We start from the raw sequence: 25,774 nt of genomic DNA on the forward strand, positions 1-25,774 counted from the left end.
TGTGTTATGACCGTTACCCGCAAAGCCTACCGTGCCGCCATCCTGCACAGCATCGCCGACCCGGCCGAGGTGGGCCTGGAGGCTTCCCATGAATACTTCGAGGACGGCCTGCTGGTGGTCGACAATGGCCGCATCAGCGCCGTAGGCCACGCCGCCGAACTGTTGCCGACCCTGGATGCCGATATCCCGGTCGAGCACTACCAGGACGCACTGATCACCCCAGGCTTCATCGACACCCATATCCATTTCCCGCAGACCGGCATGATCGGCTCCTACGGCGAACAGTTGCTGGACTGGCTGAATACCTACACCTTCCCCTGCGAAAAACAGTTCGCCGACAAGGAACACGCCGACCAAGTGGCGAAAATCTTCCTCAAGGAACTGCTGCGCAACGGCACCACCACCGCCCTGGTGTTCGGCAGCGTGCACCCGGAATCGGTCAATGCCCTGTTCGAAGAAGCCGAACGCCTGGACCTGCGCCTGATCGCCGGCAAGGTGATGATGGACCGCAACGCCCCGGATTACCTGACCGACACCGCAGAGTCCGGCTATGCCGAAAGCAAGGCGCTGATCGAGCGCTGGCACGGCAAAGGCCGCCTGCATTATGCAGTCACCCCGCGCTTCGCCCCGACCAGTACGCCTGAACAGCTGGCGCTGGCGGGCCAACTGCTCAAGGAGCACCCGGGCGTGTACATGCACACGCACCTGTCGGAGAACCTCAAGGAAATCGAGTGGGTCAAGTCGCTGTTCCCCGAGCAGAAGGGTTACCTCGACGTCTACGACCACTTCGAGCTGCTGGGCGAACGCTCGGTATTCGCCCATGGCGTGCACCTGTGCGATGACGAATGCCAGCGCCTGGCCGAAACCGGCTCGGCGGTGGCCTTCTGCCCCACCTCCAACCTGTTCCTCGGCAGCGGCCTGTTCAACCTGCCCCAGGCCGAGCGCTTCAAGGTCAATGTGGGCCTGGGCACTGACGTTGGCGCCGGCACCAGCTTCTCGCTGCTCAACACCCTGAACGAAGCGTACAAGGTGATGCAACTGCAGGGCGCACGCCTGCACCCGTACAAGTCACTGTACCTGGCCACGCTCGGCGGCGCCCGCGCGCTGCGCCTGGACGACCGCATCGGCAGCCTACGCCCGGGTAACGATGCCGACTTCGTGGTGCTGGACTACAAGGCCACGCCACTGCTGGACTACCGCATCCAGCAGTCCAACAGCATCGAGGAAACCCTGTTCGTGCTGACCACCCTAGGCGACGACCGCACCGTGCGTGAAACCTACGCCGCTGGGCGTTGCGTGCACCAGCGCTAAGGTTCTTTTGCCAGGCCCCGGTACAGTGCGCCGCCGATCGCAGCACCAATCAGCGGCGCCACCCAGAACAGCCACAGCTGTTGCAGGGCCCAGCCACCGACGAACAAGGCCGGCCCCGTGCTACGCGCGGGGTTGACCGAAGTATTGGTCACCGGGATAGAGATCAGGTGGATCAGGGTCAAAGCCAAACCGATGGCGATCGGCGCAAAACCCGCTGGCGCCCGGGCGTCGGTAGCGCCCATGATCACCACCAGGAACATCGCCGTCATCACCACTTCACTAACAAAGCCCGCCCCGAGCGTGTAGCCGCCAGGCGAGTGGTCGGCGTAGCCGTTCGAAGCCAATCCCGCAGACAGCTCGAAACCTGACTTGCCGCTGGCGATGAGGTAGATCACACCTGCCGCCAGAATGGCGCCGATCACCTGGGCGATCACGTAGGGCAGCAGCTCTTTGGCCGGAAAGCGCCCGCCCACCACCAGCCCGAACGACACGGCGGGGTTGAGGTGACAGCCGGAGATATGGCCGATGGCGAAGGCCATGGTCAGCACGGTCAGGCCGAAGGCGAAGGCGACGCCAAGTACACCGATGCCGATGGGCGAGCTGGCGGCGAGTACCGCACTGCCGCAGCCGCCAAGCACCAGCCAGAAGGTGCCGACCAGCTCGGCCCCCATGCGTTTACCGAGGGACATGCTCATGAGTCCATTCCTCAAGAAGTTGAACGCAACGAATGCGCAAGCCCAACTGCTTGATGAAGGTTTGCTCACAAGAATTTAGCAGACCTTTGATCAATGACCAGAAATGGCCGTGCTTCTTGTGGGAGCGGGTTTACCCGCGAAGAAGGCGACACGGTGAATGGCACCGGCTGCGCCGGTGTTCGCGGGTGAACCCGCTCCCACAACGGCGCACTACGCTCACTTGAGCAAACGATCAACCCTTGACCGATACCTTGGGCTTTTTCAGCAAGTGCGAGAACACCGCATGCAGATCGTCCGAGGCACTCTCCTCGTCCAGGTTCAGCTTGCTGTCGATGTGGTCCATGTGGTGCATCATCAGGCTCACCGCCTGCTCGGCATCGCGTGCCTCGATGGCATCGATCAGCTGCATGTGTTCGTCATACGAGCAATGCGAGCGGTTGCCGCTTTCGTACTGGGCAATGATCAGCGAGGTCTGCGACACCAGGCTGCGCTGGAAGCTGACCAGCGGCGCATTGCCCGCAGCCTCGGCCAGCTTGAGGTGGAATTCGCCGGAAAGACGAATGCCGGCACCACGGTCACCACGCGAGAAGCTGTCGCGCTCCTCCCGCACCATCTGCCGCAGCTCGTTGAGCTGCTCGAGGGTAGCGTGCTGCACGGCCAGTTCGGTAATGGCCCGTTCGACCATGCGCCTGGAGAAGAACACCTGACGGGCTTCTTCCACCGTAGGGCTGGCCACCACTGCGCCGCGGTTCGGCCGCAATAGCACCACGCTTTCATGGGCCAGCCGCGACAACGCGCGGCGAATGATGGTGCGGCTGACGCCGAAGATCTCGCCCAGCGCTTCCTCGCTCAACTTGGTACCCGGTGCCAGACGCTGCTCGAGGATTGCCTCGAAAATATGCGCGTAGACGATGTCGTCCTGGGTACCACTGCGGCCAGCCTTGCCGGTACGCGCAGGTTTCTTCAGAGGTTGCAGCTGTTCGTTCATGGGCTCTCGAGGCACGAAGGAAAGTATGGCGCCATTGTACACAGGCTGAGCCGTTTCTGCAGGTGGCCTTTTACCTATATAGCCGTTGTACGACGTATTGCGCACACAAAAGATAAAACATTATTTGCTTTATTTGTACACAAAAGCATAATCCACCGAGCAACTTCTTGACCCATAAGTCAACAAACCGGTCAGACGTCTGCCTTCCCTCGCGGAGCCGCCAAGTGCATTGCGCAGGCCCATGGTTCCAGAACAACAAGAAAGACTTGAGGAGTACTCGCTGTGGAAAGCCGCAAATCCGAAGCCCCTACGCTGGATCTTGCTCCACCGCTCGAAACGAGCTGGCTGGAGCGGATTTTCAAACTCAAGCAGCACGGCAGCACCGTCAGAACCGAAATGATCGCCGGCGTGACCACCTTCATCACCATGGCCTACATCATCTTCGTCAACCCCAACATCATGGCCGACGCAGGCATCGACCACGGTGCCGCCTTTGTCGCCACCTGCATCGCCGCCGCGCTGGGCTGCCTGTTGATGGGCCTGTACGCCAACTGGCCGGTGGGCCTGGCGCCGGGCATGGGGTTGAATGCCTTCTTTACCTACACCGTGGTTGGCACCATGGGCTACAACTGGGAAACGGCGCTGGGGGCAGTCTTTGTCTCGGGTGTGCTGTTCATGTTCCTGACCTTGTCGAAAGTGCGCGAATGGTTGCTCAACAGCATCCCGGTCAGCCTGCGCCATGCCATGGGGGCCGGCGTCGGATTGTTTCTCGGGCTGATCGGCCTGAAGACCGCCGGCATCATCGTCGACAGCCCGGCCACCCTGATCAAGCTGGGCTCGCTGCATGAGCCGGGGCCACTGCTGGCGGCGGTGTGCTTCCTGTTGATTGCCATCCTCAGCTACAAGCGGGTATTCGGCGCGATCCTGATCAGCATCATCGGCGTCACCCTGGCCGGCTGGGGCCTGGGCCTGGTGAAATTCGGCGGGGTGATGTCGATGCCGCCGAGCCTGGCACCGACCTGGATGGCCATGGATGTGGCTGGCGTATTCAACGTCAGCATGATCAGCGTGGTGCTGGCCTTCCTGTTCGTGCACATGTTCGACACCGCCGGCACGCTAATGGGCGTGGCGCAGCGAGCCAACCTGGTGGCACCGGACGGGCGTATCGAGAACTTGTCGAAGGCGCTGAAGGCTGACAGCGCTTCGAGTGTGTTCGGTGCCGTGGTCGGTGTGCCGCCGGTGACCAGTTATGTGGAAAGTGCTGCCGGTGTGGCCGCTGGTGGCCGTACCGGCCTGACGGCGGTGGTGGTCGGCCTGCTGTTCATTGCCGCCATGTTCTTCGCGCCATTGGCCGGAATGATTCCGGCCTATGCCACCGCGGGCGCACTGATCTACGTGGCAATGCTGATGATGGGCAGCATGGCGCATATCCACTGGGACGAAGCTACCGACAGCATTCCGGCGATCGTCACGGTGATCATGATGCCGCTGACTTTCTCGGTGGCCGACGGTATTGCCCTGGGCTTCATCAGCTATGTGGCATTGAAGGCAGGTACCGGCAAGTACAAGGAAATCTCCGCCAGCCTGTGGGTGCTGTGCGCAATCTTCATTGCCAAGTTCGTGTTCCTCTGAACCCTCCACATCCAAAAAGGGCGCTCCGGCGCCCTTCTCTTTTATTTAGCCGGTGCTGGTTTTTTCGCGAAGATGCCCGTTCGAGGGAGTTCAGCTGGCGTCACGCCTGAAGGAACGGTTTCCCGCACGCTTACAACCTCAAATGCCGCCGGCAAGATCGCTACTACATCAAATACATCCTTTTTATAACCTACACCGGGGACCAGATTAAGATCCTTGCGCACGAGTACCGGCAGGACAACACCATCGTCGTAGGCATTAGCGTATGTTTTGGCGTGTTCAGGGGTTGGCGCGACATAGAAGCCTTGCCCTTGGGCTCGCCTATGAGGCTCTGAATACACTGGCGATAGCCCCTTAGCCAATGAAGGAATATTTTTTCGGCTCGTCCCGTGCCAGCCAACCAGTTTTGTAAATACCCCCTTGTTAGCAACTGCAGCCAGAACCTCTACTCGCTTGGGCGGCTTTGCAACCCCCATCAGCATTTTCCAAAGGCTATGACCGCTTGGATCCTGGTAATTCACTGGGTCCCCCTGGCAGTAGGCATACGCGTTCAAGCCACCTTGATCGAACGGACTCAAGCTGTCCGGGCTGTTGAACCGCATCAAAGAGGGATTGAATGCTCGATAACCATTACCCAAGTGGTAATGCTCGGTGACTGGGTCCAGTTGTTCACCGTTGAAGCCGAGTACACCCTGATCAGGCAGATGGTAGCCATAGGGCGCATACGCATTTTTTGTGTCCATCAGGCCGGCTCCTCAACTTGGTAGCTGATCATCCCAGATGAACCAAAAAGAGAGTACTGGCAGAAATGTGAGTGATTTGAACTGATATAAAAAACGCAGACGAAAAAAAGCCCGCCAGTGTGAGAGCGGGCCAAAGGACCTACGAAGATTCTTCTAGCGACCAACTAGCTTCCACGATAGGTCGAATAGCTGTACGGCGAGATCAGCAGCGGCACGTGGTAGTGCTCCTGCTGCTCGTCGATGCCAAAGCGCAGCACGACAACATCCAGAAACGCCTGGGCCGGCAGCTGTACACCGCGAGCGCGGTAGTAGTCACCAGCGCTGAACTGCAGCTGGTAGACGCCGGTACGGTAGTCGTCACCCTGCAGCAGCGGCGCATCGACGCGGCCATCGCTGTTGGTCAGGGCGGTGTTCACCAGCTCCAACTGCTGGCCTTCGACACGGTACAGCTCGACCTTGATCGAGCTGCCCGGGCAGCCATGCGCGGCATCCAGTACGTGTGTGGTCAAACGTCCCATTGCTTGTCGCCTCTTGTTCAATCTGTGGGCAAAAAATACTCAGCCGTCGCACCAGCATAGCGCCTGCGGCAGGCGGGAATGACGTCATTAAGACATTCCGAGCCAAGATTGTACACAATTTTTTCAACCCATCTGTCGCCCGCAGCAAATCTTGCCACTGAGCGACCCACCGATCGCAAAGACAGGCCTGGTAACGACACCAACATCATTAGCTGACCAATCAGGCAGGTTTCTTGCACTGTTTTTCCAGGTCGCTACGAGGCGACAAAAGGGAAGAAATGCGGAAAAACAGGCTTACAAAAGATTTCAGAAGTTGTATACAATCAGCCCATCCGGTGGTGCGACATCCCGACGCGGTCCGCCCACCCCCGCACAAACGCACAAGAAGGAAGACTGCAGTGAGCGCTGACTACCCTCGCGACCTGATCGGTTACGGCAACAACCCTCCTCACCCGCAATGGCCGGGCAACGCTCGCATCGCGCTGTCTTTCGTCCTCAACTACGAGGAAGGTGGCGAACGCAACATCCTGCACGGTGACAAGGAGTCCGAAGCGTTCCTCTCGGAAATGGTCGCCGCCCAGCCACTGCAGGGCGTGCGCAACATGAGCATGGAATCGCTGTACGAGTACGGTAGCCGTGCCGGCGTGTGGCGCCTGCTGAAGCTGTTCAAGGACAGCGGCGTGCCGTTGACCATCTTCGCCGTGGCCATGGCCGCCCAGCGCCACCCCGACGTGATCCGTGCCATGGCCGAGGCCGGTCATGAAATCTGCAGCCACGGTTACCGCTGGATCGACTACCAGTACATGGACGAGGCCCAGGAGCGCGAGCACATGCTCGAAGCCATCCGCATCCTCACCGAAATCACCGGCGAGCGCCCGCTGGGCTGGTACACCGGCCGCACCGGCCCGAACACCCGTCGCCTGGTGATGGAGGAAGGCGGCTTCCTGTATGACAGCGACACCTACGACGACGACCTGCCCTACTGGGAGCCGAACAACCCTACCGGCAAGCCGCACCTGGTGATCCCCTACACCCTCGACACCAACGACATGCGCTTCACCCAGGTACAGGGCTTCAACTGCGGCGAGCAGTTCTTCCAGTACCTGAAGGACGCCTTCGATGTGCTGTACGCCGAGGGCGCCGAAGCACCGAAAATGCTGTCCATCGGCCTGCACTGCCGCCTGGTCGGCCGCCCGGCGCGCCTGGCCGCACTGAAGCGTTTCGTCGATTACGCAAAAAGCCATGACCAGGTCTGGTTCGCCCGTCGCGTGGACATCGCCCGCCACTGGCACGCCACCCACCCGTACAAGAAAGAGAACGCCTGATGACCGCCTTCAAGACCCTCAAGCCATCCGCCCTGGACCGCGACGCCTTCGTGAAGGCCTTCGCCGACATCTACGAGCATTCGCCGTGGGTAGCCGAAAAAGCCTATGACCTGGGCCAACTGGGCGAACTGGACGAGATCGAGGCGCTGCACCAGCGCATGAGCGACATCCTGCTCAGCGCCAACCACGCCGACCAGTTGGCGCTGATCAACGCTCACCCGGACCTGGCCGGCAAGGCCGCCATCCAGGGCGAGCTGACCGAATCGAGCACCAACGAGCAGGCCGGCGCCGGTATTCACCAGTGCACCGCCGAAGAGTTCGCCCGTTTCACCGAACTGAACGACGCCTACAAGGCCAAGTTCCAGTTCCCGTTCATCATGGCGGTAAAAGGCAGCAACCGGCACCAGATCCTCGCCTCCTTCGAAAAACGCATCCACAACGATGCCGATGCCGAATTCAAGGAAGCCCTGGCGCAGATCAACCTGATCGCCCTGTTCCGCCTGCTGCAGCTGTAAAGCCGCCGCAACGCTTGAGCCTTATCCAGAACAACGAACATAGAAGAGATATCCGCATGCGCACCCTGATGATCGAGCCCCTGACCAAAGAAGCCTTCGCCCCCTTCGGAGACGTTATCGAAACCGACGGCAGCGACCACTTCATGATCAACAACGGCTCGACCATGCGCTTCCACAAGCTCGCCACGGTCGAAACCGCCGAGCCTGAAGACAAGGCGATCATCAGCATCTTCCGCGCCGACGCGCTGGACATGCCGCTGACCGTGCGCATGCTGGAACGCCATCCGCTGGGCAGCCAGGCTTTCATCCCGCTGCTCGGCAACCCCTTTCTGATCGTGGTCGCGCCAGTTGGCGATGCACCTGTATCAGGTTTGGTCCGAGCCTTCCGCAGTAATGGCAGGCAGGGCGTTAATTACCATCGCGGCGTCTGGCACCACCCGGTGCTGACGATCGAAAAGCGGGATGACTTCCTGGTGGTTGATCGCAGTGGTTCCGGCAACAACTGCGACGAGCATTACTTCACCGAGGAACAGATGCTGGTCCTCAATCCCCACCAATAAGAAAAGGTCGGTCATTCAAGGGCATTGCCCGAGCGGGTGACCGGCAAGAGGTACATACTGTGGAAGCACACCTTCACGAATGGCTGAACCTGAGCATTCGCTGGGTTCACATGATCACCGGTGTCGCCTGGATCGGTGCATCGTTCTACTTCGTCTGGCTGGAGAACCACCTGAACCGAAGCAACCCGCGCGATGGGTTGTCGGGTGATCTCTGGGCAATTCACGGCGGTGGTATCTACCACCTGGAGAAATACAAGCTCGCCCCCCCGAAAATGCCCGAGAACCTGCACTGGTTCAAATGGGAGGCCTACTTCACCTGGATGTCCGGTATTGCCCTGCTGTGCGTGGTGTTCTACTGGAACCCGACCCTGTACCTGCTGGCCCCTGGCAGCACCTTGAGCGGTGCCGAAGGCGTGGCCATCGGTATCGGCTCGCTGATCGCCGGCTGGTTCATCTACGACTTCCTGTGCGACTCGCCTCTGGGCAAGAAGCCAGCGCTGCTCGGTGCAGTACTGTTCGTGCTGATCATCGCCGCATGCTGGGGCTTCAGCCTGGTGTTCAGCGGCCGTGGTGCGTACCTGCACACCGGCGCGATCATCGGCACCATCATGGTCGGCAACGTGTTCCGCATCATCATGCCGGCCCAGCGCCAGCTGGTTGCGGCGATCGAGAACAACCAGACCCCAGACCCGGTACTGCCGGCCAAGGGCCTGCTGCGCTCGCGCCACAACAACTACTTCACCCTGCCGGTGCTGTTCATCATGATCAGCAACCACTTCCCGAGCACCTACGGTAGCCAGTACAACTGGCTGATCCTGGCCGGTATCGCAGTAGCCGCGGTCCTGATCCGCCACTACTTCAACACCCGCCACGACAGCAACAAGTACGCCTGGACCCTGCCGGTCGGCGCCCTGGCGATGATCTGCCTGGCCTATGTCACCGGTCCGAAACCGATGGCCGTCAGCCCGGAGCAAGCTGCGGCGAAGGTCGAGTACCAGCCACTGCCCGCGACCGCTGTAGGTGGCAAGACCGCCGCCGAGCAACGCGCCGAAGACGCCGCCAAGGCTGCCGCAGCGCCTGCCGCGCCGGCCGAAGCCCCTGCCCAGGCCACCGCCCAGGCTGGCGGCGAGAGCTTCGACAAGATCCACAATGTCATCCAGGAACGCTGCACCGTGTGCCACTCGTCCAAGCCGACCAGCCCACTGTTCAGCGCCGCCCCTGCCGGCGTGATGTTCGACACCCCGCAGCAGATCCAGGCCCAGGCCGCGCGCATCCAGGCGCAAGCGGTCGCCAGCCAGATCATGCCGCTGGGCAACATTACCCAGATGACCACCGAAGAGCGCAAGCTCGTCGGTGACTGGATCGCCAAAGGCGCCCCGGTCAACTGAAACACAATTGTCGGGATAACACCGCCCCCTGTGGGAGCGGGTTCACCCGCGAAGAGGCCGGCACTCCCGGCCTCTGTTTCAAGACATATGCAACAAGCAAGCATCGAGCGTTCAGCGTCAGGCGGGAACCCCAGGCTCTCTTCATAGCGAGCCTGCCGCCTGAGGCCGGCGCTTGGATCCGAGAATAAAAACAAAACTCGAGGTGCTGCATGTCCGAGTCACGCAAGGCGTACATCCCTGTTGCGCCGCCGCGCGAGCCCTTGCCCCTGTTCCAACTGATCCTGGTTGGCCTGCAACACGTTCTGCTGATGTACGGCGGCGCGATCGCCGTGCCGTTGATCATCGGCCAGGCCGCCGGGTTGTCCCGTGAAGAAGTCGCTTTCCTGATCAACGCCGACCTGCTGGTCGCTGGCGTCGCCACCATCATCCAGTCCTTCGGTATCGGCCCGGTGGGCATCCGCATGCCGGTGATGATGGGTGCCAGTTTCGCTGCCGTCGGCAGCATGGTGGCCATGGCCGGCATGCCCGGCGTGGGCCTGCAGGGGATCTTCGGCGCGACCATTGCCGCCGGGTTCTTCGGCATGCTGATCGCGCCGTTCATGTCCAAGGTCGTCCGCTTCTTCCCGCCTCTGGTTACCGGTACGGTGATCACCTCGATTGGCCTGTCGCTGTTCCCGGTGGCAGTCAACTGGGCCGGTGGTGGCCAACAGGCAGATACCTTCGGCTCGCCGATCTACCTGCTGGTGGCCGGCCTGGTACTGGCGGTAATCCTGCTGATCAACCGTTTCATGCGCGGTTTCTGGGTCAACGTGTCGGTGCTGGTGGGCATGGGCCTGGGCTACATCCTGGCCGGCTCCATCGGCATGGTCGACCTGTCGGGCCTGAACGACGCACCGTGGCTGCAAGTGGTCACCCCACTGCACTTCGGCATGCCGACCTTCAGCCTGGCGCCGATCCTGTCCATGTGCCTGGTGGTGGTGATCATCTTCGTCGAGTCCACCGGCATGTTCCTGGCCCTGGGCAAGGTGACCGATCGTGAAGTTACCCCAGGGATGCTGCGTCGCGGCCTGCTGTGCGATGCCGGTGCGTCGTTCATTGCCGGCTTCTTCAACACCTTCACTCACTCCTCGTTCGCCCAGAACATCGGCCTGGTGCAGATGACCGGGGTGCGCTGCCGCTATGTCACCATCGTGGCCGGTGCACTGCTGATCCTGCTCAGCCTGCTGCCCAAGGCGGCCTTCCTGATTGCCTCGATCCCGCCAGCGGTACTGGGCGGCGCGTCCATCGCCATGTTCGGCATGGTCACCGCCACCGGGATCAAGATTCTCCAGGAGGCGGACATCGGCGACCGTCGCAACCAGCTGCTGGTTGCAGTGAGCGTCGGCTTCGGGTTGATCCCCGTGGTACGTCCGGAGTTCTTCGCCCAGATGCCCCAGTGGATGGAGCCCATCACCCACAGTGGCATCGCCATGGCCACGGTCAGTGCCCTGGTGTTGAACGTGCTGTTCAACATCCTTGGTGGTGCCGACCGCGCGGTGCACAACGAAGCCTGTCACCAACATTGAGCAAAGGGGGGCGGCGCGCTGCCGCCCCGCCTCGAATTCGCCGTAAACGCTACACCGTCGGCCCGCCGGAATGGGCCGTCCGGGGCGCCTGCGCGCCAAAAAAACCAAACAAAAACAATAAGTCCGGGAACCACAACATGAAACGCATCACCTCGTCCCTCTTGCTGGGCAGCAGCCTGCTGGCCACCCTCCCCGCCCACGCTGGTGAATGGCTGCAGTGGCATGGCGAAAGCCTGACCTACCTGTACGGCAAGGATTTCAAGGTCAACCCACGCATCCAGCAGACGGTGACCTTCGAGCACGCCAACAAATGGAAGTACGGCGATACCTTCATGTTCGTCGACAAGGTCTTCTACAACGGCAAGCCCGACCCGGGCAAAGGCGTCACCTCCTACTACGGTGAATTCAGCCCGCGCCTGTCGTTCGGCAAGATCTTCGACCAGAAGCTGGCGTTCGGCCCGATCAAGGATGTGCTGCTGGCCATGACCTACGAGCGTGGCGAGGGCGACAACGAGGCCTACCTGATCGGGCCCGGCTTCGACCTGAACATTCCCGGCTTCAACTACTTCACCCTCAACTTCTACCTGCGCAACACCGAAGGCAGCCGCCCCGGTGACAACGTCTGGCAGATCACCCCGGCCTTCTCGTACACCATTCCGGTGGGCAAATCCGACATTTTGATCGACGGTTACATGGACTGGGTGGTCGACAACGACCAGACCCGCCGTGGCACCTACCACGCCAACCTGCAGTTCAACCCACAGGTCAAGTACGACCTGGGCAAAGCCCTGAACCTGGGCGCCAAGCAGCTGTACGTGGGCATCGAGTACAGCTACTGGAAGGACAAGTACGGCATCGACAGCCAAGGCAATATCGACAGTAACCAGAGCGTCACCAGTGCCCTGATCAAGGTGCACTTCTAGAAAGCTGACCAAACGCACAAGTTTGTTCCACTCTGCTCCAGGACGGAGCACTTGAGGCAAGGCGCGCAAGCCAGTAATCTGCGCGCCCCCTCGATCAGGGCAGAACGGATTCTGCCTGCGTTTACTGACCGCTCAGTCAATGAATTCGGGCGGTTGGCCAACGTGTTGCCAGCCTGAAAGACCCTTTTCATCCGTTCAGAACGAAGTCGAGCAGGAAGGTTTTGCCAGCCCAGGAAAGTTGGCTCAACCCTTGCCAGACAGCTGTGGCCTATCGAAAAAAGCTGACTCAAAAGACAAAAAGCGCCAATAACGAGCGCTGACAACAGATCAATCAAGGGAGCGACATTCGCAATGCGTACCATCAACAGCCTGATCCTCGCCGGCGGCCTGCTGGCCTGTGGCACCACCTTCGGCGGCGACCTGCTGCAATGGCAGAACAACAGCCTGACCTACCTGTGGGGCAAGAACTTCAAGGTCAACCCGTCGATCCAGCAAACCGTGACCTTCGAGCACGCTGATGGCTGGAAGTACGGCGATAACTTCATCTTTGTCGACAAGATCTTCTACCAGGGCCAGAAAGATGAGGGCAACGGCCCGAACACCTACTACGGCGAAATCAGCCCGCGCCTGTCGTTCGGCAAGATCTTCGACCAGAAGATCGGGTTTGGCCCGGTCAAGGACGTACTGCTGGCGATGACCTACGAGTTCGGTGAAGGTGATACCGAGTCGTACCTGATCGGCCCTGGCTTCGACCTGGACATCCCGGGCTTCGACTACTTCCAGCTGAACTTCTACAACCGCACCACCGACGGCAGCCGCGCCGGCGACAACGTGTGGCAGATCACCCCGGTGTGGTCGTACACCATTCCGGTCGGTTCGTCCGATGTACTGATCGACGGCTTCATGGACTGGGTGGTGGACAACGACGAGAACCGCCGCGGCACCTATCAGGCCAACCTGCACTTCAACCCGCAGATCAAGTATGACCTGGGCAAGGCCTTGCACCTGGGCGAGAAGCAGCTGTATGTGGGTGTGGAGTACGACTACTGGAAGAACAAGTACGGCATCAAGGATTCCGATGCCTTCACCACGGACCAGAACACCATGAGCTTCCTGCTCAAGGTTCACTTCTGATCTGAGTACAGGGGCCGCCTTGCGGCCCATTCGCGGGTAAACCCGCTCCTACAGGGTCCGCACCGGATTCATGGCAGACGCTATACATGTGGGAGCGGGTTCACCCGCGAACCGGGGCGAAGCCCCGGCCAGGCAGCATCAACTGGCCGGCCGAACCGCTCGCCACAGTTTCCCCGCAATGCCCACCACGGCCAGCACCACAGCACCGGCCACAACTCCCACACCGCCGTTCAGCAGTGCCACGGTCAACGCCCCGCCACGCCCTTCGCTGAATGCCTCGATCGCATGATGCAGAGGTGCGATGCCATGCACCAGGATCCCGCCACCAACCAGGAACATGGCTGCCGTGCCGATCACCGACAGGCTCTTCATCATGTATGGCGCGGCACGCAGAATGCCGTTACCCACCGCCCTGGCCAGGCGTGATGCCTTGCGGGTCATCCACAGCCCCAGGTCATCGAGCTTGACGATACCGCCCACCAGCCCGTAGACGCCGATGGTCATGACCACCGCAATACCCGACAGCACGACGATCTGCTGGGTCAACGGCGAGTCGGCAACGATGCCCAGGGTGATGGCGATGATCTCTGCCGACAGGATGAAGTCGGTACGTACCGCGCCCTTGATCTTGGCTTTCTCGAACGCCACCAGGTCAACATTGGCATCGGCCACCGCCTCCTTGAGCGCTTCGTGCTCGGCGTCAGTTTCGGCCTTGCTGTGCAGGAACTTGTGCGCCAGCTTCTCGAAGCCCTCGAAGCAAAGGTAGGCACCGCCCAGCATCAGCAACGGCGTCACCGCCCAGGGAATGAACGCACTGATCAGCAGCGCTGCCGGCACCAGGATGGCCTTGTTCACCATCGAGCCCTTGGCTACTGCCCACACCACAGGGATCTCGCGCTCGGCACGTACCCCGGTGACCTGCTGGGCATTCAGCGCCAGGTCATCGCCCAGCACGCCTGCGGTCTTTTTCGCCGCCACCTTGGTCATCACCGAGACGTCATCGAGCACAGTGGCGATGTCGTCGATCAGTACCAGTAGACTGCTTCCTGCCATGTTTGCCTGCATCCAGAAGAGTAAGTGTCCAGGATTCTAGCCCAAAGCCGCTGCCTTGAGCGCCCGTCGAGCCCGGTGCTACCATGCCCGATCCCTCTTAGAGGTGGCCAGACACGAGGAAGATCCCTGACCATGAGCACCATTCGCGAGCGCAACAAGGAACTGATCCTGCGCGCGGCCAGCGAGGAATTCGCCGACAAGGGCTTCGCCGCCACCAAGACCAGCGATATCGCGGCCAAGGCCGGCCTGCCCAAGCCGAACGTGTATTACTACTTCAAATCCAAGGACAACCTCTACCGCGAGGTCCTGGAAAGCATCATCGCGCCGATCATGCAGGCGTCGACCCCGTTCAATGCCGACGGTGACCCGAAGGAAGTGCTGAGTGCGTACATCCGCTCGAAGATCCGCATTTCGCGCGACCTGCCGCATGCGTCCAAGGTGTTCGCCAGCGAGATCATGCACGGTGCCCCGCACCTGTCGCCGAACCAGGTAGCGCAGCTGAACGAGCAGGCGCGCCATAACATCGAGTGCATCCAGCGCTGGATCGACCGCGGGCAAATCGCCCATGTGGATGCGCATCACCTGATGTTCAGCATCTGGGCAGCGACCCAGACTTATGCCGATTTCGACTGGCAGATCTCTGCCGTGACCGGCAAGGCCAAGCTGGCCGACAGCGATTATGACGCGGCGGCGGAGACCATCATCCGCATGGTGCTCAAGGGCTGCGAGCCCGAGGTAGCCTGACCCCCGGCGCTGGCTTCTTCGCGGGTGAACCCGCTCCCACAGGGACACCACGAGCTTCAAGCCTGTGATGATCCTGTGGGAGCGGGTTCACCCGCGAATTGGCCGGAACAGACAACAGAGAATTAGGCTGCTACACCCGCATCCGCCTTCAACCCCACCTCCTCGATCGCACTGATCGCGCACTGCTCGTCGATATCCGACGTATCCCCGCTGATCCCTACCGCACCCAGCACCTTGCCGTCCTGATCACGCACCAGCACACCACCCGGCGCCGGCACCACCGGTCGCTCGCCCAACCCGTTCAGCGCGGCAAAAAATGCCGGCCGCTGCTGCGCGTCCAGCGCCAGCAGGCGCGACCCCTTGCCCAGGGCAATCGCCCCCCAGGCCTTGCCGGTAGCCACCTCCGGCCGGATCAGGCTGGCGCCATCCTCGCGCTGCAGCGCCAGCAAGTGGCCGCCGGCATCCAGCACCGCCACGGTCAGTGGCGCGGCGTTGATCTTGCGGCCCGCCGCCAGCGCGGCATTCACCAGGCTGACCGCGACTTTCAGGTTCAAAGCGTTCATGGAAAGGTCCTCTTCTTGTTGTGAGAAGCCCTGAGGGCAGGTGAAAAACCGATAGACCAATAGAACACAACTGAATCTTTTTTTGTATACAATAAATTGAAACGATCGTATGCGAGATTGCAAACGCTCGTTTTCACGGGCGCTTGAACGAAAGCGACCTCGTCCGACGAAAACCCGTTGACCTGAGCGGCCAGCCGTGAATACACTCTGGCACAAAGCAAGTTGTATACAATTACAAAATCGATGAGGCACAAACCATGAGCAAAATGAGAGCAATCGATGCAGCCGTTCTGGTCATGCGCCGTGAAGGTGTAGATACCGCGTTCGGCATCCCGGGGGCTGCCATCAACCCGTTGTACTCGGCCCTGAAGAAAGTCGGTGGCATCGATCACGTCCTCGCTCGTCACGTCGAAGGCGCCTCGCACATGGCCGAGGGTTACACCCGTGCCAACCCAGGCAACATCGGCGTGTGCATCGGCACCTCCGGCCCAGCCGGCACCGACATGGTCACCGGCCTGTACAGTGCCTCCGCCGACTCCATCCCGATCCTCTGCATCACCGGCCAGGCCCCACGTGCCCGCCTGCACAAGGAAGACTTCCAGGCCGTCGACATCACCAACATCGTCAAGCCGGTCACCAAGTGGGCCACCACCGTTCTGGAGCCAGGCCAGGTGCCTTACGCCTTCCAGAAGGCCTTCTATGAAATGCGCACCGGCCGCCCAGGCCCGGTACTGATCGACCTGCCGTTCGACGTGCAGATGGCCGAAATCGAATTCGACATCGACGCCTACGAACCGCTGCCAGTGCACAAGCCGTCCGCTACCCGCGTACAGGCCGAAAAAGCCCTGGCCCTGCTCAATGACGCCGAACGCCCGCTGCTGGTAGCCGGTGGCGGCATCATCAACGCCGACGCCAGCGACAAGCTGGTCGAGTTCGCCGAACTGACCGGTGTACCAGTGATTCCAACCCTGATGGGCTGGGGCACCATCCCGGACGACCACGCACAGATGGTCGGCATGGTCGGCCTGCAGACTTCGCACCGTTATGGCAACGCCACCCTGCTGAAATCCGACCTGGTGTTCGGTATCGGTAACCGTTGGGCCAACCGCCACACCGGTTCCGTCGACGTCTACACCGAAGGCCGCAAGTTCGTGCACGTGGACATCGAGCCGACCCAGATCGGCCGCGTGTTCACCCCGGACCTGGGTATCGTTTCCGACGCTGGCAAGGCACTGGACGTGTTCCTCGAAGTGGCTCGCGAGTGGAAAGCCGCTGGCAAGCTGAAGTGCCGCAAGGCCTGGCTGGAAGACTGCCAGGAGCGCAAGGCCACCCTGCAGCGCAAGACCCACTTCGACAACGTGCCGGTCAAGCCGCAGCGCGTATACGAAGAAATGAACCAGGTATTCGGCAAGGACACCTGCTACGTCAGCACCATCGGCCTGTCGCAGATCGCCGGCGCGCAGTTCCTGCACGTGTACAAGCCACGCCACTGGATCAACTGCGGCCAGGCCGGCCCGCTGGGCTGGACCATCCCTGCCGCCCTCGGTGTGGTCAAGGCCGATCCGAAGCGCAAGGTGGTCGCGCTGTCGGGTGACTACGACTTCCAGTTCATGATCGAAGAACTGGCGGTGGGCGCACAGTTCAACCTGCCGTACGTGCACGTGCTGGTGAACAACGCCTACCTGGGCCTGATCCGTCAGGCACAGCGTGGCTTCGACATGGATTACTGTGTACAACTGGCGTTCGAGAACATCAACTCGACCGACGCCGCCACCTACGGTGTCGACCATGTCGCCGTGGTCGAAGGCCTGGGCTGCAAGGCCATCCGTGTGTTCGAGCCGGCCGAGATCGCCCCTGCCCTGCTCAAGGCACAGAAGATGACCGAAGAGTTCCGCGTACCGGTGGTGGTCGAAGTGATTCTCGAACGTGTGACCAACATTTCCATGGGCACCGAGATCAACGCGGTCAACGAGTTCGAAGACCTGGCCCTGGTCGGCAACGACGCGCCAACCGCCATCTCGCTGCTGGACTGATCGCCTGACGCCCCCGTGCCGACCCCTACCTCAGGGCGCCGGGGGCCTTCATCGCTAGGAGACACAACATGCCTCGCTTCGCTGCCAACCTGTCCATGCTGTTTACCGAACAGGACTTCCTGGCCCGCTTCAAGGCTGCCGCCGATGCTGGTTTCAGCGGCGTAGAGTACCTCTTCCCGTACGATTTCAGCGCTGCCGAGATCAAGCAGCAGCTGGACGCCAACGGCCTGACCCAGGTGCTGTTCAACCTGCCGGCGGGCGATTGGGCCAAGGGTGAGCGCGGTATCACCTGCCACCCTGACCGCGTCGAGGAATTCCGCGCTGGTGTCGACAAGGCCATCGAATACGCCAAGGTGCTGGGCAACACCCAGGTCAACGCCCTGGCCGGCATTCGCCCACAAGGCCCGGACTGCGCCACCGTGCGCAAGACCTTCGTGGAAAACCTGCGCTACGCCGCCGACAAGCTGAAAGCCGCCGGGATCCGCCTGGTCATGGAAATGATCAACACCCGCGACATCCCAGGCTTCTACCTGAACACCACCAAACAGGCCCTGGAAATCCAGGCCGAGGTTGGCAGCGACAACCTGTTCCTGCAGTACGACATCTACCACATGCAGATCATGGAAGGTGACCTGGCTCGCACCATGGAAGCCAACCTGAAACTGATCAACCACATCCAGCTGGCCGACAACCCCGGCCGCAACGAGCCAGGCACCGGCGAGATCAACTACCGCTTCCTGTTCGAACACCTGGACCGCATCGGCTACCAGGGCTGGGTGGGCGCGGAGTACAAGCCGCTGACCACCACCGAAGCGGGCCTGGGCTGGCTGAAGACCCATAACGCAATCTAAGGCTGATCGGGTCCCGTGACACATGCCTGACCCTGTGGGAGCGGGTTCACCCGCGAATGCGATGTTGGCTTCACTGCCGCTTTCGCGGGTAAACCCGCTCCCACAGAGTTTTGTGTCCAACAAGGGGGCCTGTGCAGCCTGCTCCATCGAGATTCAACAAATACAACGAGGTAATCTCTCATGGCTAAAATCGGTTTCATCGGCACCGGCATCATGGGCAAGCCCATGGCTCAGAACCTGCAGAAAGCAGGTCACAGCATCTTCATTTCCACCCACCACGACGCTGCCCCGGCCGACCTGATCGCCGCCGGTGCCGTGGCCCTGGCCAACCCGAAGGAAGTTGCCCAGGAAGCCGAGTTCATCATCGTCATGGTCCCCGACACCCCGCAGGTCGAGAGCGTCCTGTTCGGTGACAACGGCGTGGCCGAAGGCGTGGGCCCGAACAAGGTCGTGATCGACATGAGCTCGATCTCCCCTACCGCTACCAAAGCCTTCGCCGAGAAGATCAAGGCTACCGGCGCTGCCTACCTGGACGCCCCGGTGTCCGGCGGCGAAGTCGGTGCCAAGGCCGCGACCCTGAGCATCATGGTCGGTGGCTGCCCGAAAGCCTTCGAGCGCACCCTGCCGCTGTTCGAAGCCATGGGCAAGAACATCACCCGCGTCGGTGGCAATGGCGACGGCCAGACCGCCAAGGTGGCCAACCAGATCATCGTTGCCCTGAACATCCAGGCCGTTGCCGAAGCCCTGCTGTTCGCCGCCAAGAATGGTGCCGACCCGGCCAAGGTACGTGAAGCCCTGATGGGCGGCTTCGCCTCGTCGAAGATCCTCGAAGTGCACGCCGAGCGCATGATCAAGGGCACCTTCGACCCAGGCTTCCGCATCAACCTGCACCAGAAGGACCTGAACCTGGCCCTGCAAGGCGCCAAGGAACTGGGCATCAACCTGCCCAACACCTCCAATGCACAGCAAGTGTTCAACACCTGCCAGGCACTGGGCGGCGGCAACTGGGACCACTCGGCGCTGATCAAAGGCCTGGAGCACATGGCCAACTTCTCGATCCGCGACGACAAGTAAGTAATTTTTAGCCTTCACCGGCCTCTTCGCGGGTGAACCCGCTCCCACAGGATTTACGCCGTCTTCAGCCTCTGTGAAGTCCCTGTGGGAGCGGGTTTACCCGCGAAGAAGCCAACACCGTTGAACCTGCGACCACAGGTTCAACGGTGGCACCGAGCAACACCCGCCCCTGGTTCGGCCTGCACGGAGGCAGTTCCAGGGGCGTTTTTGATTCTGCAGAACAACAATAATTGGGAGCCTGCCATGTCGGTCGATCCGCAAAACCTTCTCCGCGAGCTGTTCGACACAGCCATCGCCGCCGCCCACCCCCGTCAAGTCCTCGAACCCTACCTGCCCGCCGACCGCAGCGGCCGGGTCATCGTCATCGGTGCCGGCAAGGCCGCAGCCGCCATGGCCGAAGTGGTCGAGAAGTGCTGGCAGGGCGAAGTCTCCGGGCTTGTTGTCACACGGTACGGTCACGGTGCCAACTGCCAGAAGATCGAGGTGGTCGAAGCCGCCCACCCGGTCCCCGATGCCGCCGGCCTGGCCGTGGCAAAACGCGTGTTGGAACTGGTCAGCAACCTCAGTGAAGACGACCGCGTCATCTTCTTGCTGTCCGGCGGTGGCTCAGCGCTGCTGGCCCTGCCCGCCGAAGGCCTGACCCTGGCCGACAAGCAGCAGATCAACAAGGCGCTGCTGAAATCCGGCGCCACCATCGGCGAGATGAACTGCGTGCGCAAGCACCTCTCGGCGATCAAGGGCGGCCGCCTGGCCAAGGCCTGCTGGCCGGCCACGGTGTACACCTATGCCATTTCCGATGTCCCGGGCGACCTCGCCACGGTGATCGCCTCCGGCCCTACCGTGGCCGACCCGAGCACCTCGGCCGATGCCCTGGCCATCCTCAAGCGCTACAACATCGAAGCGCCCAAGGCGGTTATCGACTGGCTCAACAACCCCGCCTCGGAAACCGTCAAGGCCGATGACCCAGCCCTGGCCCGCAGCCACTTCCAGCTGATCGCCAAGCCCCAGCAGTCGCTCGAAGCCGCCGCGGTCAAAGCCCGCCAGGCCGGGTTCAGTCCGCTGATCCTCGGCGACCTGGAAGGCGAATCACGCGAAGTGGCCAAGGTGCACGCCGGTATCGCCCGGCAGATCGTCCAGCACGGCCAGCCGCTGAAAGCGCCCTGCGTGATCCTGTCCGGCGGCGAAACCACCGTGACCGTGCGCGGCAATGGCCGTGGCGGGCGCAACGCCGAATTCCTGCTCAGCCTCACCGAAAGCCTGAAAGGCCTGCCGGGCGTGTACGCCCTGGCCGGTGACACCGACGGTATCGATGGCTCGGAAGAGAACGCCGGCGCCTTCATGACCCCCGCCAGCTACGCCCGCGCCGAAGCCTTGGGCCTGTCGGCCAGCGACGAACTGGACAACAACAACGGCTACGGCTATTTCGCCGCCCTGGATGCGCTGATCGTCACCGAGCCGACCCGCACCAACGTCAACGACTTCCGCGCCATCCTGATCCTCGAGACTGCCCAATCATGACGCCTGATAAAAAAGTAAAGATCCTCGCCACCCTCGGCCCTGCGATCAAAGGCATCGACGACATCCGCCAACTGGTAGAAGCCGGCGTGAACATCTTCCGCCTCAACTTCAGCCACGGCGAGCACGCCGACCACGCCCTGCGCTACCAGTGGATCCGCGAAGTCGAGCAGCAACTGAACTACCCGCTGGGTATCCTCATGGACCTGCAGGGGCCGAAGCTGCGCGTCGGCCGCTTTGCCGACGGCAAGGTGCAGCTGCAACGCGGCCAGGCCCTGCGCCTGGACCTGGACAACACCCCGGGCGACAGCCGCCGGGTCAACCTGCCGCACCCTGAGATCATCGCCGCCCTCGAGCCGGGCATGGACCTGCTGCTGGACGACGGCAAGCTGCGCCTGCGCGTCACCGCCAAGCACAGCGACGCCATCGACACCGAAGTGCTGGCCGGTGGCGAGCTGTCCGATCGCAAGGGTGTCAACGTGCCGCAAGCGGTGCTCGACCTCTCCCCGCTCACCGAGAAAGACCGCCGCGACCTGGCCTTCGGCCTGGAACTGGGCGTGGACTGGGTGGCCCTGTCGTTCGTGCAGCGCCCCGAAGACATCACCGAAGCACGCCAGCTGATCGGTGACCGTGCCTACCTGATGGCGAAGATCGAAAAGCCATCGGCAGTCGAACAGCTGCAAGCCATCGCGGAACTTGCGGATGCAATCATGGTGGCCCGTGGCGACCTGGGCGTGGAAGTGCCGGCCGAAAGCGTGCCGCAGATCCAGAAACGCATCATCGGCACCTGCCGCCAACTGGGCAAACCGGTGGTGGTGGCCACGCAGATGCTCGAATCCATGCGTTTCTCGCCAGCGCCGACCCGCGCCGAAGTCACCGACGTGGCCAACGCCGTGGCCGAAGGTGCCGATGCGGTGATGCTGTCGGCCGAGACTGCCTCGGGTGAGTACCCGCTGGAAGCCGTGCAGATGATGAGCAAGATCATCCGCCAGGTGGAGAACGGCCCGGACTACCAGGCCCAGCTCGACGTTGGCCGGCCGAAGGCCGAGGCCACCGTGTCGGACGCTATCAGCTGCGCCATCCGCCGTATCAGCGGCATCCTGCCGGTGGCAGTGCTGGTCAACTACAGCGAGTCGGGCGCCTCGACCCTGCGCGCGGCACGCGAGCGGCCACGGGCACCGATCCTCAACCTCACCCCGAACCTGGCCACCGCGCGTCGCCTGAGCGTGGCGTGGGGCGTGCACTCGGTGGTCAACGACCGCCTGCGCCAGGTGGACGAAGTTGTATCCACCGCACTGGAAATTGCCCAGGCACAAGGCATGGCCAGCCGTGGCGACACGCTGCTGATCACCGCCGGTGTGCCTTTCGGCAAACCAGGGTCGACTAACACGCTGCGGATCGAGACCTTGATCTAAACCACCGCATCTCTCCTGTGGGAGCGGGCGTGCCCGCGAAGAGGCCAGCAGGGACAACGACGTTGCCTGAGCTGACGCATTCGCGGGCACGCCCGCTCCCACAGGGTCGGTGGTGTCACACACAACTGCGGAAAACCCGAGGCCCAAAGAGGCCCACCGCGCCCCATCAACCTCACTGACTGCCCCGATGTACACCAAAAATTTCGTCAACCCGTGCCCCGACTGGGCCACGGCGTTACTCAACGGCTTCAGCCAGGTGCTGCTGCTGCGCAACCCCCTGTGCGGCCTGTGCTGCCTGCTGGCCATCCTGCTGACCGCCCCCGGCCTGGTCGGTGGCGCCCTGCTCGGCGCCCTGGCCGGCCTGCTCACCGCCCAGGCTCGCGGCTACGACCGTGCCGACCGCCAAGCCGGCCTGTACAGCTACAACGGCGTGCTGATCGGCATCCTGATCAGCGCCGTGCTGCCCTGGTCGGTCATCCTGCCGCCACTGATCATCGCCGCTGGCGGCCTGTCCAGCATCATCACCCACCAGTGGCGCAAGCGCGGCGGCAAGCTGCTGATCGCCTACACCGCACCCTTCGTGCTGCTTGGCTGGGCCGTATTGCTGATCGCCAGCCCCTCGCCCAGCGGCTTCGTCGAAGCCCAGCCGCTGTACGCGTTGGCGCGCGGCGTGGGCCAGATCTTCCTGCTCGACCAGCCGCTGGCCGGCCTGCTGATCGTCATCGGCATGTTCATCGCAAACCCTTATGCCGCAATGTGGGCGGTGATCGGCTCGGCCATCGGGGGCGGCGTAGCGCTGCTCGCGGACCAGGCACAGGCAGCGTGGATGGGCCTTTACGGTTTCAACGCTGCGCTGGCGGCACTCGCGTTCAGTAGACAAGGTGAAAAGCCGTGGCTGACAGTGCTGGCCATCACCCTGGCCCTGCTACTGCAACCACTGTTCAAGCTGCTACCGGTGCCCGGCCTGACCGCGCCCTTCGTCGCCGCCTGCTGGCTGATGCACCTGGGTAATCATCTGGCCCAGCCCAGGCATCGTGACGCCAGCCGCTTGCACAGCTGAAATGCAGCCCCTAGGCTCAGCCCATCGCTTTTGTGGAACGAGCCAATGAACAACCCTGCGAGCCTGCGCGAGCAGCTCTACATCATCGTCTTCCAGACCGACACCGTAGCCGGCCGGCGCTTCGACAAGATCCTCCTGCTGATCATCCTGGCCAGCCTGGTGACGGTGATACTCGACAGCATCGACGAAGTGCACCAGGGCTACGCCGGCCTGCTGGCCGGCATCGAGTGGGGCTTTACCGCGATCTTCCTGGCCGAGTACCTCACCCGCCTGTACTGCTCGCCCAAGCCTTTGCGCTACGCATTCAGCTTTTATGGCCTGGTCGATCTGCTGGCGATCGTGCCGGGGATCATCGCGCTGTACTACAGCGACGCCCAGTACCTGCTGATCATCCGCGTGATACGGATGCTGCGGATCTTCCGTGTGCTCAAGCTCAGCCCCTACCTCAAGCAGGCCCATTACCTGATGGAGGCGCTGCGCGGCAGCAAGCAGAAGATCATCGTGTTCCTGGTGACGGTATCGACCCTGGTGACGGTGTTCGGCACCTTGATGTATGTGATCGAAGGGCCGGAGCATGGCTTCACCAGCATTCCCAAGGGCATCTACTGGGCCATCGTTACCCTGACCACGGTAGGCTTTGGCGACATCGTGCCGAAGACCCCGCTGGGGCAGGTGCTGTCGTCGCTGGTGATGATTACCGGTTATTCGATCATCGCAGTACCGACCGGCATCTTTACCGCCGAGCTGGCCAATGCCATGCGCGGGGAGCAGTTGCAGCATGATTGCCCGACTTGCAGCAAGAAAAGCCATGAGCATGGCGCGGCGTTCTGTTCGCGGTGCGGGAATGTGCTGTTTCCCAAACAATGATTCCGCCTGTTCCGGCCCTATCGCCGACAAGCCCGCTCCCACAGGATCACAACAGGCCCAAACCCTGCGCGGTCCCTGTAGGAGCGGGCTTGCCCGCGAAGAGGCCAGCACAGGCAGGAGCATAAACAAAGTCGTTTTTGTTCTTTAACCCGCGCAAACCCACCCGCTATAGTCGCTGGCAATCTGCCCCAATAACCTTCAAGAACAAGGAAGCAACGTGAAAAAACTCTTCACCGCCTCGCTGCTCGCCGCAGGCCTTGCCTTGGGCAATTTCGCCCAGGCTGCCCCCACCCTGCTCAACGTTTCCTACGACGTGATGCGCGACTTCTACAAGGATTACAACCCGGCCTTCCAGAAGCACTGGGAAGCAGAGCACAACGAGAAGGTCAACGTGCAGATGTCCTTCGGCGGCTCGAGCAAGCAGGCGCGAGCGGTGATCGATGGCCTGCCGGCCGATGTCATCACCATGAACATGGCCACCGACATCAACGCCCTGGCCGACAACGGCAAGCTGGTGCCGGACAACTGGGTCAGCCGCCTGCCGAACAACAGCGCGCCATTCACCTCGGCCACTGTGTTCATCGTGCGCAAGGGTAACCCCAAGGCGCTGAAAGACTGGCCCGACCTGCTCAAGGATGGCGTGCAGGTAATCGTGCCCAACCCAAAGACCTCGGGTAACGGCCGCTACACCTACCTGTCGGCCTGGGGTTATGTGCTCAAGCAAGGCGGTGATGAAAACAAGGCCAAGGACTTTGTCGGCAAGCTGTTCAAGCAGGCGCCGGTGCTGGACACCGGTGGCCGCGCCGCCACCACCACCTTCATGACCAACCAGATCGGCGACGTGCTGGTGACCTTCGAGAACGAAGCCGAAATGATCGCCCGCGAGTTCGGCCGCGACCAGTTCGAAGTGGTCTACCCGAGCGTGTCGGCCGAAGCCGAGCCACCGGTCACCGTGGTCGACAAGGTAGTGGCGAAGAAAGGCACCCAGGCCGCGGCCGAGGAATACCTGAAGTACCTGTGGTCGCCAGCCGCCCAGGAAATCGCCGCACAGAACTACCTGCGCCCGCGTGATGCGACGGTACTGGCCAAGTACACCGACCGCTTCCCGAAAGTGGACTTCCTGTCGGTGGAGAAGACCTTTGGTGACTGGCGCACCGTGCAGAAGACCCACTTCAATGATGGTGGGGTGTTTGACCAGATCTACACCAACAATCAGTAATTGATGTAAGCCTTACCGGCCTCTTCGCGGCTAAAGCCGCTCCCACAGGAACCCCACAGCCCTCAGGTTTTGCGCGGTACCTG

Annotated in this window: 23 protein-coding genes and 1 pseudogene; 18 read left to right on the top strand and 6 right to left on the bottom strand. The window is 61.9% G+C overall.

Features of this window, described 5'->3' with window-relative positions; genetic code table 11:
- Window positions 1-6: 6 nt before the first annotated feature.
- On the top strand, window positions 7-1,311 hold the full coding sequence (guaD, locus tag QN085_RS18000) for a guanine deaminase (RefSeq protein ID WP_013973526.1): 1,305 nt from the start codon (window positions 7-9) through the stop codon (window positions 1,309-1,311).
- On the opposite strand, the gene aqpZ is transcribed toward guaD, so the two are convergent.
- Both aqpZ and QN085_RS18010 read right to left on the bottom strand, forming a co-directional pair.
- Window positions 1,308-2,006, bottom strand: coding sequence for an aquaporin Z (aqpZ, locus tag QN085_RS18005; protein WP_013973527.1), 699 nt, complete (start codon window positions 2,004-2,006; stop codon window positions 1,308-1,310). The genes guaD and aqpZ overlap by 4 nt on opposite strands.
- Window positions 2,007-2,238: 232 nt before the next feature.
- Complete coding sequence (locus tag QN085_RS18010) at window positions 2,239-2,994, bottom strand: GntR family transcriptional regulator (protein ID WP_003259493.1); 756 nt, start codon at window positions 2,992-2,994, stop codon at window positions 2,239-2,241.
- 282 nt (window positions 2,995-3,276) lie between these two features.
- Between QN085_RS18010 and QN085_RS18015 the strand changes: the two genes are divergently transcribed.
- The gene (locus tag QN085_RS18015) at window positions 3,277-4,626 is read left to right on the top strand and encodes an NCS2 family permease (protein WP_013973528.1); all 1,350 of its coding nucleotides are present in this window, start codon (window positions 3,277-3,279) and stop codon (window positions 4,624-4,626) included.
- 485 nt (window positions 4,627-5,111) lie between these two features.
- On the opposite strand, the pseudogene QN085_RS18020 reads toward QN085_RS18015, so the two are convergent.
- Both QN085_RS18020 and uraH read right to left on the bottom strand, forming a co-directional pair.
- Window positions 5,112-5,354 (bottom strand): annotated as a pseudogene (locus QN085_RS18020) (RHS repeat-associated core domain-containing protein); the annotation flags it as partial.
- 179 nt (window positions 5,355-5,533) lie between these two features.
- Complete coding sequence (gene uraH / locus QN085_RS18025) at window positions 5,534-5,887, bottom strand: hydroxyisourate hydrolase (RefSeq protein WP_003259496.1); 354 nt, start codon at window positions 5,885-5,887, stop codon at window positions 5,534-5,536.
- 398 nt (window positions 5,888-6,285) lie between these two features.
- On the opposite strand from uraH, the gene puuE reads away from it, so the two are divergent.
- The 7 genes from puuE (at window position 6,286) to QN085_RS18060 (ending at window position 13,297) form a co-directional block, all read left to right on the top strand.
- On the top strand, window positions 6,286-7,212 hold the full coding sequence (gene puuE / locus QN085_RS18030; protein WP_013973531.1) for an allantoinase PuuE: 927 nt from the start codon (window positions 6,286-6,288) through the stop codon (window positions 7,210-7,212).
- Window positions 7,212-7,727 (top strand): 2-oxo-4-hydroxy-4-carboxy-5-ureidoimidazoline decarboxylase, encoded by a 516-nt coding sequence (gene uraD / locus QN085_RS18035; protein WP_013973532.1) that lies wholly within the window; start codon window positions 7,212-7,214, stop codon window positions 7,725-7,727. Before puuE ends, uraD begins: the two co-directional genes overlap by 1 nt.
- A gap of 56 nt (window positions 7,728-7,783) precedes the next feature.
- The gene (locus QN085_RS18040; protein WP_003259500.1) at window positions 7,784-8,287 is read left to right on the top strand and encodes an ureidoglycolate lyase; all 504 of its coding nucleotides are present in this window, start codon (window positions 7,784-7,786) and stop codon (window positions 8,285-8,287) included.
- A gap of 59 nt (window positions 8,288-8,346) precedes the next feature.
- Window positions 8,347-9,675, top strand: coding sequence for a urate hydroxylase PuuD (locus QN085_RS18045; RefSeq protein WP_013973534.1), 1,329 nt, complete (start codon window positions 8,347-8,349; stop codon window positions 9,673-9,675).
- 209 nt (window positions 9,676-9,884) lie between these two features.
- Window positions 9,885-11,240 (top strand): nucleobase:cation symporter-2 family protein, encoded by a 1,356-nt coding sequence (locus tag QN085_RS18050; RefSeq protein ID WP_013973535.1) that lies wholly within the window; start codon window positions 9,885-9,887, stop codon window positions 11,238-11,240.
- A gap of 137 nt (window positions 11,241-11,377) precedes the next feature.
- Window positions 11,378-12,163, top strand: a complete 786-nt coding sequence (locus QN085_RS18055) for an outer membrane protein OmpK (protein ID WP_013973536.1) — start codon at window positions 11,378-11,380, stop codon at window positions 12,161-12,163.
- Between the two features lie 351 nt (window positions 12,164-12,514).
- Entirely contained in the window at window positions 12,515-13,297 is a 783-nt protein-coding gene (locus QN085_RS18060; RefSeq protein ID WP_003259506.1) for an outer membrane protein OmpK, read from the top strand.
- A 138-nt stretch (window positions 13,298-13,435) separates the two neighbouring features.
- Here QN085_RS18060 and QN085_RS18065 read toward each other — a convergent pair whose 3' ends face one another.
- On the bottom strand, window positions 13,436-14,350 hold the full coding sequence (locus tag QN085_RS18065; protein ID WP_038410029.1) for a DUF808 domain-containing protein: 915 nt from the start codon (window positions 14,348-14,350) through the stop codon (window positions 13,436-13,438).
- Between the two features lie 132 nt (window positions 14,351-14,482).
- Between QN085_RS18065 and QN085_RS18070 the strand changes: the two genes are divergently transcribed.
- On the top strand, window positions 14,483-15,094 hold the full coding sequence (locus QN085_RS18070; protein ID WP_013973538.1) for a TetR/AcrR family transcriptional regulator: 612 nt from the start codon (window positions 14,483-14,485) through the stop codon (window positions 15,092-15,094).
- Between the two features lie 122 nt (window positions 15,095-15,216).
- Here QN085_RS18070 and QN085_RS18075 read toward each other — a convergent pair whose 3' ends face one another.
- On the bottom strand, window positions 15,217-15,657 hold the full coding sequence (locus QN085_RS18075; protein WP_013973539.1) for a GlcG/HbpS family heme-binding protein: 441 nt from the start codon (window positions 15,655-15,657) through the stop codon (window positions 15,217-15,219).
- A gap of 257 nt (window positions 15,658-15,914) precedes the next feature.
- Between QN085_RS18075 and gcl the strand changes: the two genes are divergently transcribed.
- The 8 genes from gcl to QN085_RS18115 all read left to right on the top strand — a co-directional run bounded on the left by gcl (window position 15,915) and on the right by QN085_RS18115 (window position 25,691).
- Window positions 15,915-17,690, top strand: a complete 1,776-nt coding sequence (gene gcl, locus QN085_RS18080; RefSeq protein ID WP_023660951.1) for a glyoxylate carboligase — start codon at window positions 15,915-15,917, stop codon at window positions 17,688-17,690.
- A gap of 68 nt (window positions 17,691-17,758) precedes the next feature.
- Window positions 17,759-18,541 carry a hydroxypyruvate isomerase gene (gene hyi, locus QN085_RS18085; RefSeq protein WP_003259508.1) on the top strand — a complete coding sequence of 261 codons (783 nt, stop codon included), beginning with the start codon at window positions 17,759-17,761 and terminating at the stop codon, window positions 18,539-18,541.
- A gap of 180 nt (window positions 18,542-18,721) precedes the next feature.
- Window positions 18,722-19,615, top strand: a complete 894-nt coding sequence (locus QN085_RS18090) for a 2-hydroxy-3-oxopropionate reductase (RefSeq protein WP_003259509.1) — start codon at window positions 18,722-18,724, stop codon at window positions 19,613-19,615.
- 243 nt (window positions 19,616-19,858) lie between these two features.
- Window positions 19,859-21,133: a glycerate kinase type-2 family protein gene (locus QN085_RS18095; RefSeq protein ID WP_039614445.1), complete on the top strand. Its 1,275-nt coding sequence runs from the start codon at window positions 19,859-19,861 to the stop codon at window positions 21,131-21,133.
- On the top strand, window positions 21,130-22,545 hold the full coding sequence (pyk, locus tag QN085_RS18100; protein WP_013973542.1) for a pyruvate kinase: 1,416 nt from the start codon (window positions 21,130-21,132) through the stop codon (window positions 22,543-22,545). Before QN085_RS18095 ends, pyk begins: the two co-directional genes overlap by 4 nt.
- Window positions 22,546-22,732: 187 nt before the next feature.
- Entirely contained in the window at window positions 22,733-23,605 is an 873-nt protein-coding gene (locus tag QN085_RS18105) for an urea transporter (RefSeq protein WP_039614447.1), read from the top strand.
- A 45-nt stretch (window positions 23,606-23,650) separates the two neighbouring features.
- Window positions 23,651-24,472, top strand: a complete 822-nt coding sequence (locus tag QN085_RS18110; protein ID WP_013973544.1) for an ion transporter — start codon at window positions 23,651-23,653, stop codon at window positions 24,470-24,472.
- Window positions 24,473-24,689: 217 nt separating this feature from the next.
- On the top strand, window positions 24,690-25,691 hold the full coding sequence (locus QN085_RS18115; RefSeq protein ID WP_023661740.1) for a sulfate ABC transporter substrate-binding protein: 1,002 nt from the start codon (window positions 24,690-24,692) through the stop codon (window positions 25,689-25,691).
- Window positions 25,692-25,774 lie beyond the last annotated feature (83 nt).

This window comes from Pseudomonas sp. M2(2023), from assembly GCF_030263955.1.
GTDB classification, from domain to species: Bacteria; Pseudomonadota; Gammaproteobacteria; order Pseudomonadales; family Pseudomonadaceae; genus Aquipseudomonas; species Aquipseudomonas asiatica.

What these genes read in the sequence shown, in the direction of transcription:
- hyi (WP_003259508.1), top strand. Translation starts at nt 17,759, where the DNA reads ATGCCTCGCTTCGCTGCCAACCTGTCCATGCTGTTTACCGAACAGGAC.
- QN085_RS18040 (WP_003259500.1), top strand. Translation starts at nt 7,784, where the DNA reads ATGCGCACCCTGATGATCGAGCCCCTGACCAAAGAAGCCTTCGCCCCC.
- uraH (WP_003259496.1), bottom strand. Translation starts at nt 5,887, where the DNA reads ATGGGACGTTTGACCACACACGTACTGGATGCCGCGCATGGCTGCCCG.
- QN085_RS18050 (WP_013973535.1), top strand. Translation starts at nt 9,885, where the DNA reads ATGTCCGAGTCACGCAAGGCGTACATCCCTGTTGCGCCGCCGCGCGAG.
- guaD (WP_013973526.1), top strand. Translation starts at nt 7, where the DNA reads ATGACCGTTACCCGCAAAGCCTACCGTGCCGCCATCCTGCACAGCATC.
- pyk (WP_013973542.1), top strand. Translation starts at nt 21,130, where the DNA reads ATGACGCCTGATAAAAAAGTAAAGATCCTCGCCACCCTCGGCCCTGCG.
- QN085_RS18060 (WP_003259506.1), top strand. Translation starts at nt 12,515, where the DNA reads ATGCGTACCATCAACAGCCTGATCCTCGCCGGCGGCCTGCTGGCCTGT.
- QN085_RS18010 (WP_003259493.1), bottom strand. Translation starts at nt 2,994, where the DNA reads ATGAACGAACAGCTGCAACCTCTGAAGAAACCTGCGCGTACCGGCAAG.
- QN085_RS18065 (WP_038410029.1), bottom strand. Translation starts at nt 14,350, where the DNA reads ATGGCAGGAAGCAGTCTACTGGTACTGATCGACGACATCGCCACTGTG.
- uraD (WP_013973532.1), top strand. Translation starts at nt 7,212, where the DNA reads ATGACCGCCTTCAAGACCCTCAAGCCATCCGCCCTGGACCGCGACGCC.
- QN085_RS18105 (WP_039614447.1), top strand. Translation starts at nt 22,733, where the DNA reads ATGTACACCAAAAATTTCGTCAACCCGTGCCCCGACTGGGCCACGGCG.
- QN085_RS18095 (WP_039614445.1), top strand. Translation starts at nt 19,859, where the DNA reads ATGTCGGTCGATCCGCAAAACCTTCTCCGCGAGCTGTTCGACACAGCC.
- QN085_RS18075 (WP_013973539.1), bottom strand. Translation starts at nt 15,657, where the DNA reads ATGAACGCTTTGAACCTGAAAGTCGCGGTCAGCCTGGTGAATGCCGCG.
- QN085_RS18055 (WP_013973536.1), top strand. Translation starts at nt 11,378, where the DNA reads ATGAAACGCATCACCTCGTCCCTCTTGCTGGGCAGCAGCCTGCTGGCC.
- QN085_RS18090 (WP_003259509.1), top strand. Translation starts at nt 18,722, where the DNA reads ATGGCTAAAATCGGTTTCATCGGCACCGGCATCATGGGCAAGCCCATG.
- aqpZ (WP_013973527.1), bottom strand. Translation starts at nt 2,006, where the DNA reads ATGAGCATGTCCCTCGGTAAACGCATGGGGGCCGAGCTGGTCGGCACC.
- QN085_RS18070 (WP_013973538.1), top strand. Translation starts at nt 14,483, where the DNA reads ATGAGCACCATTCGCGAGCGCAACAAGGAACTGATCCTGCGCGCGGCC.
- QN085_RS18110 (WP_013973544.1), top strand. Translation starts at nt 23,651, where the DNA reads ATGAACAACCCTGCGAGCCTGCGCGAGCAGCTCTACATCATCGTCTTC.
- gcl (WP_023660951.1), top strand. Translation starts at nt 15,915, where the DNA reads ATGAGCAAAATGAGAGCAATCGATGCAGCCGTTCTGGTCATGCGCCGT.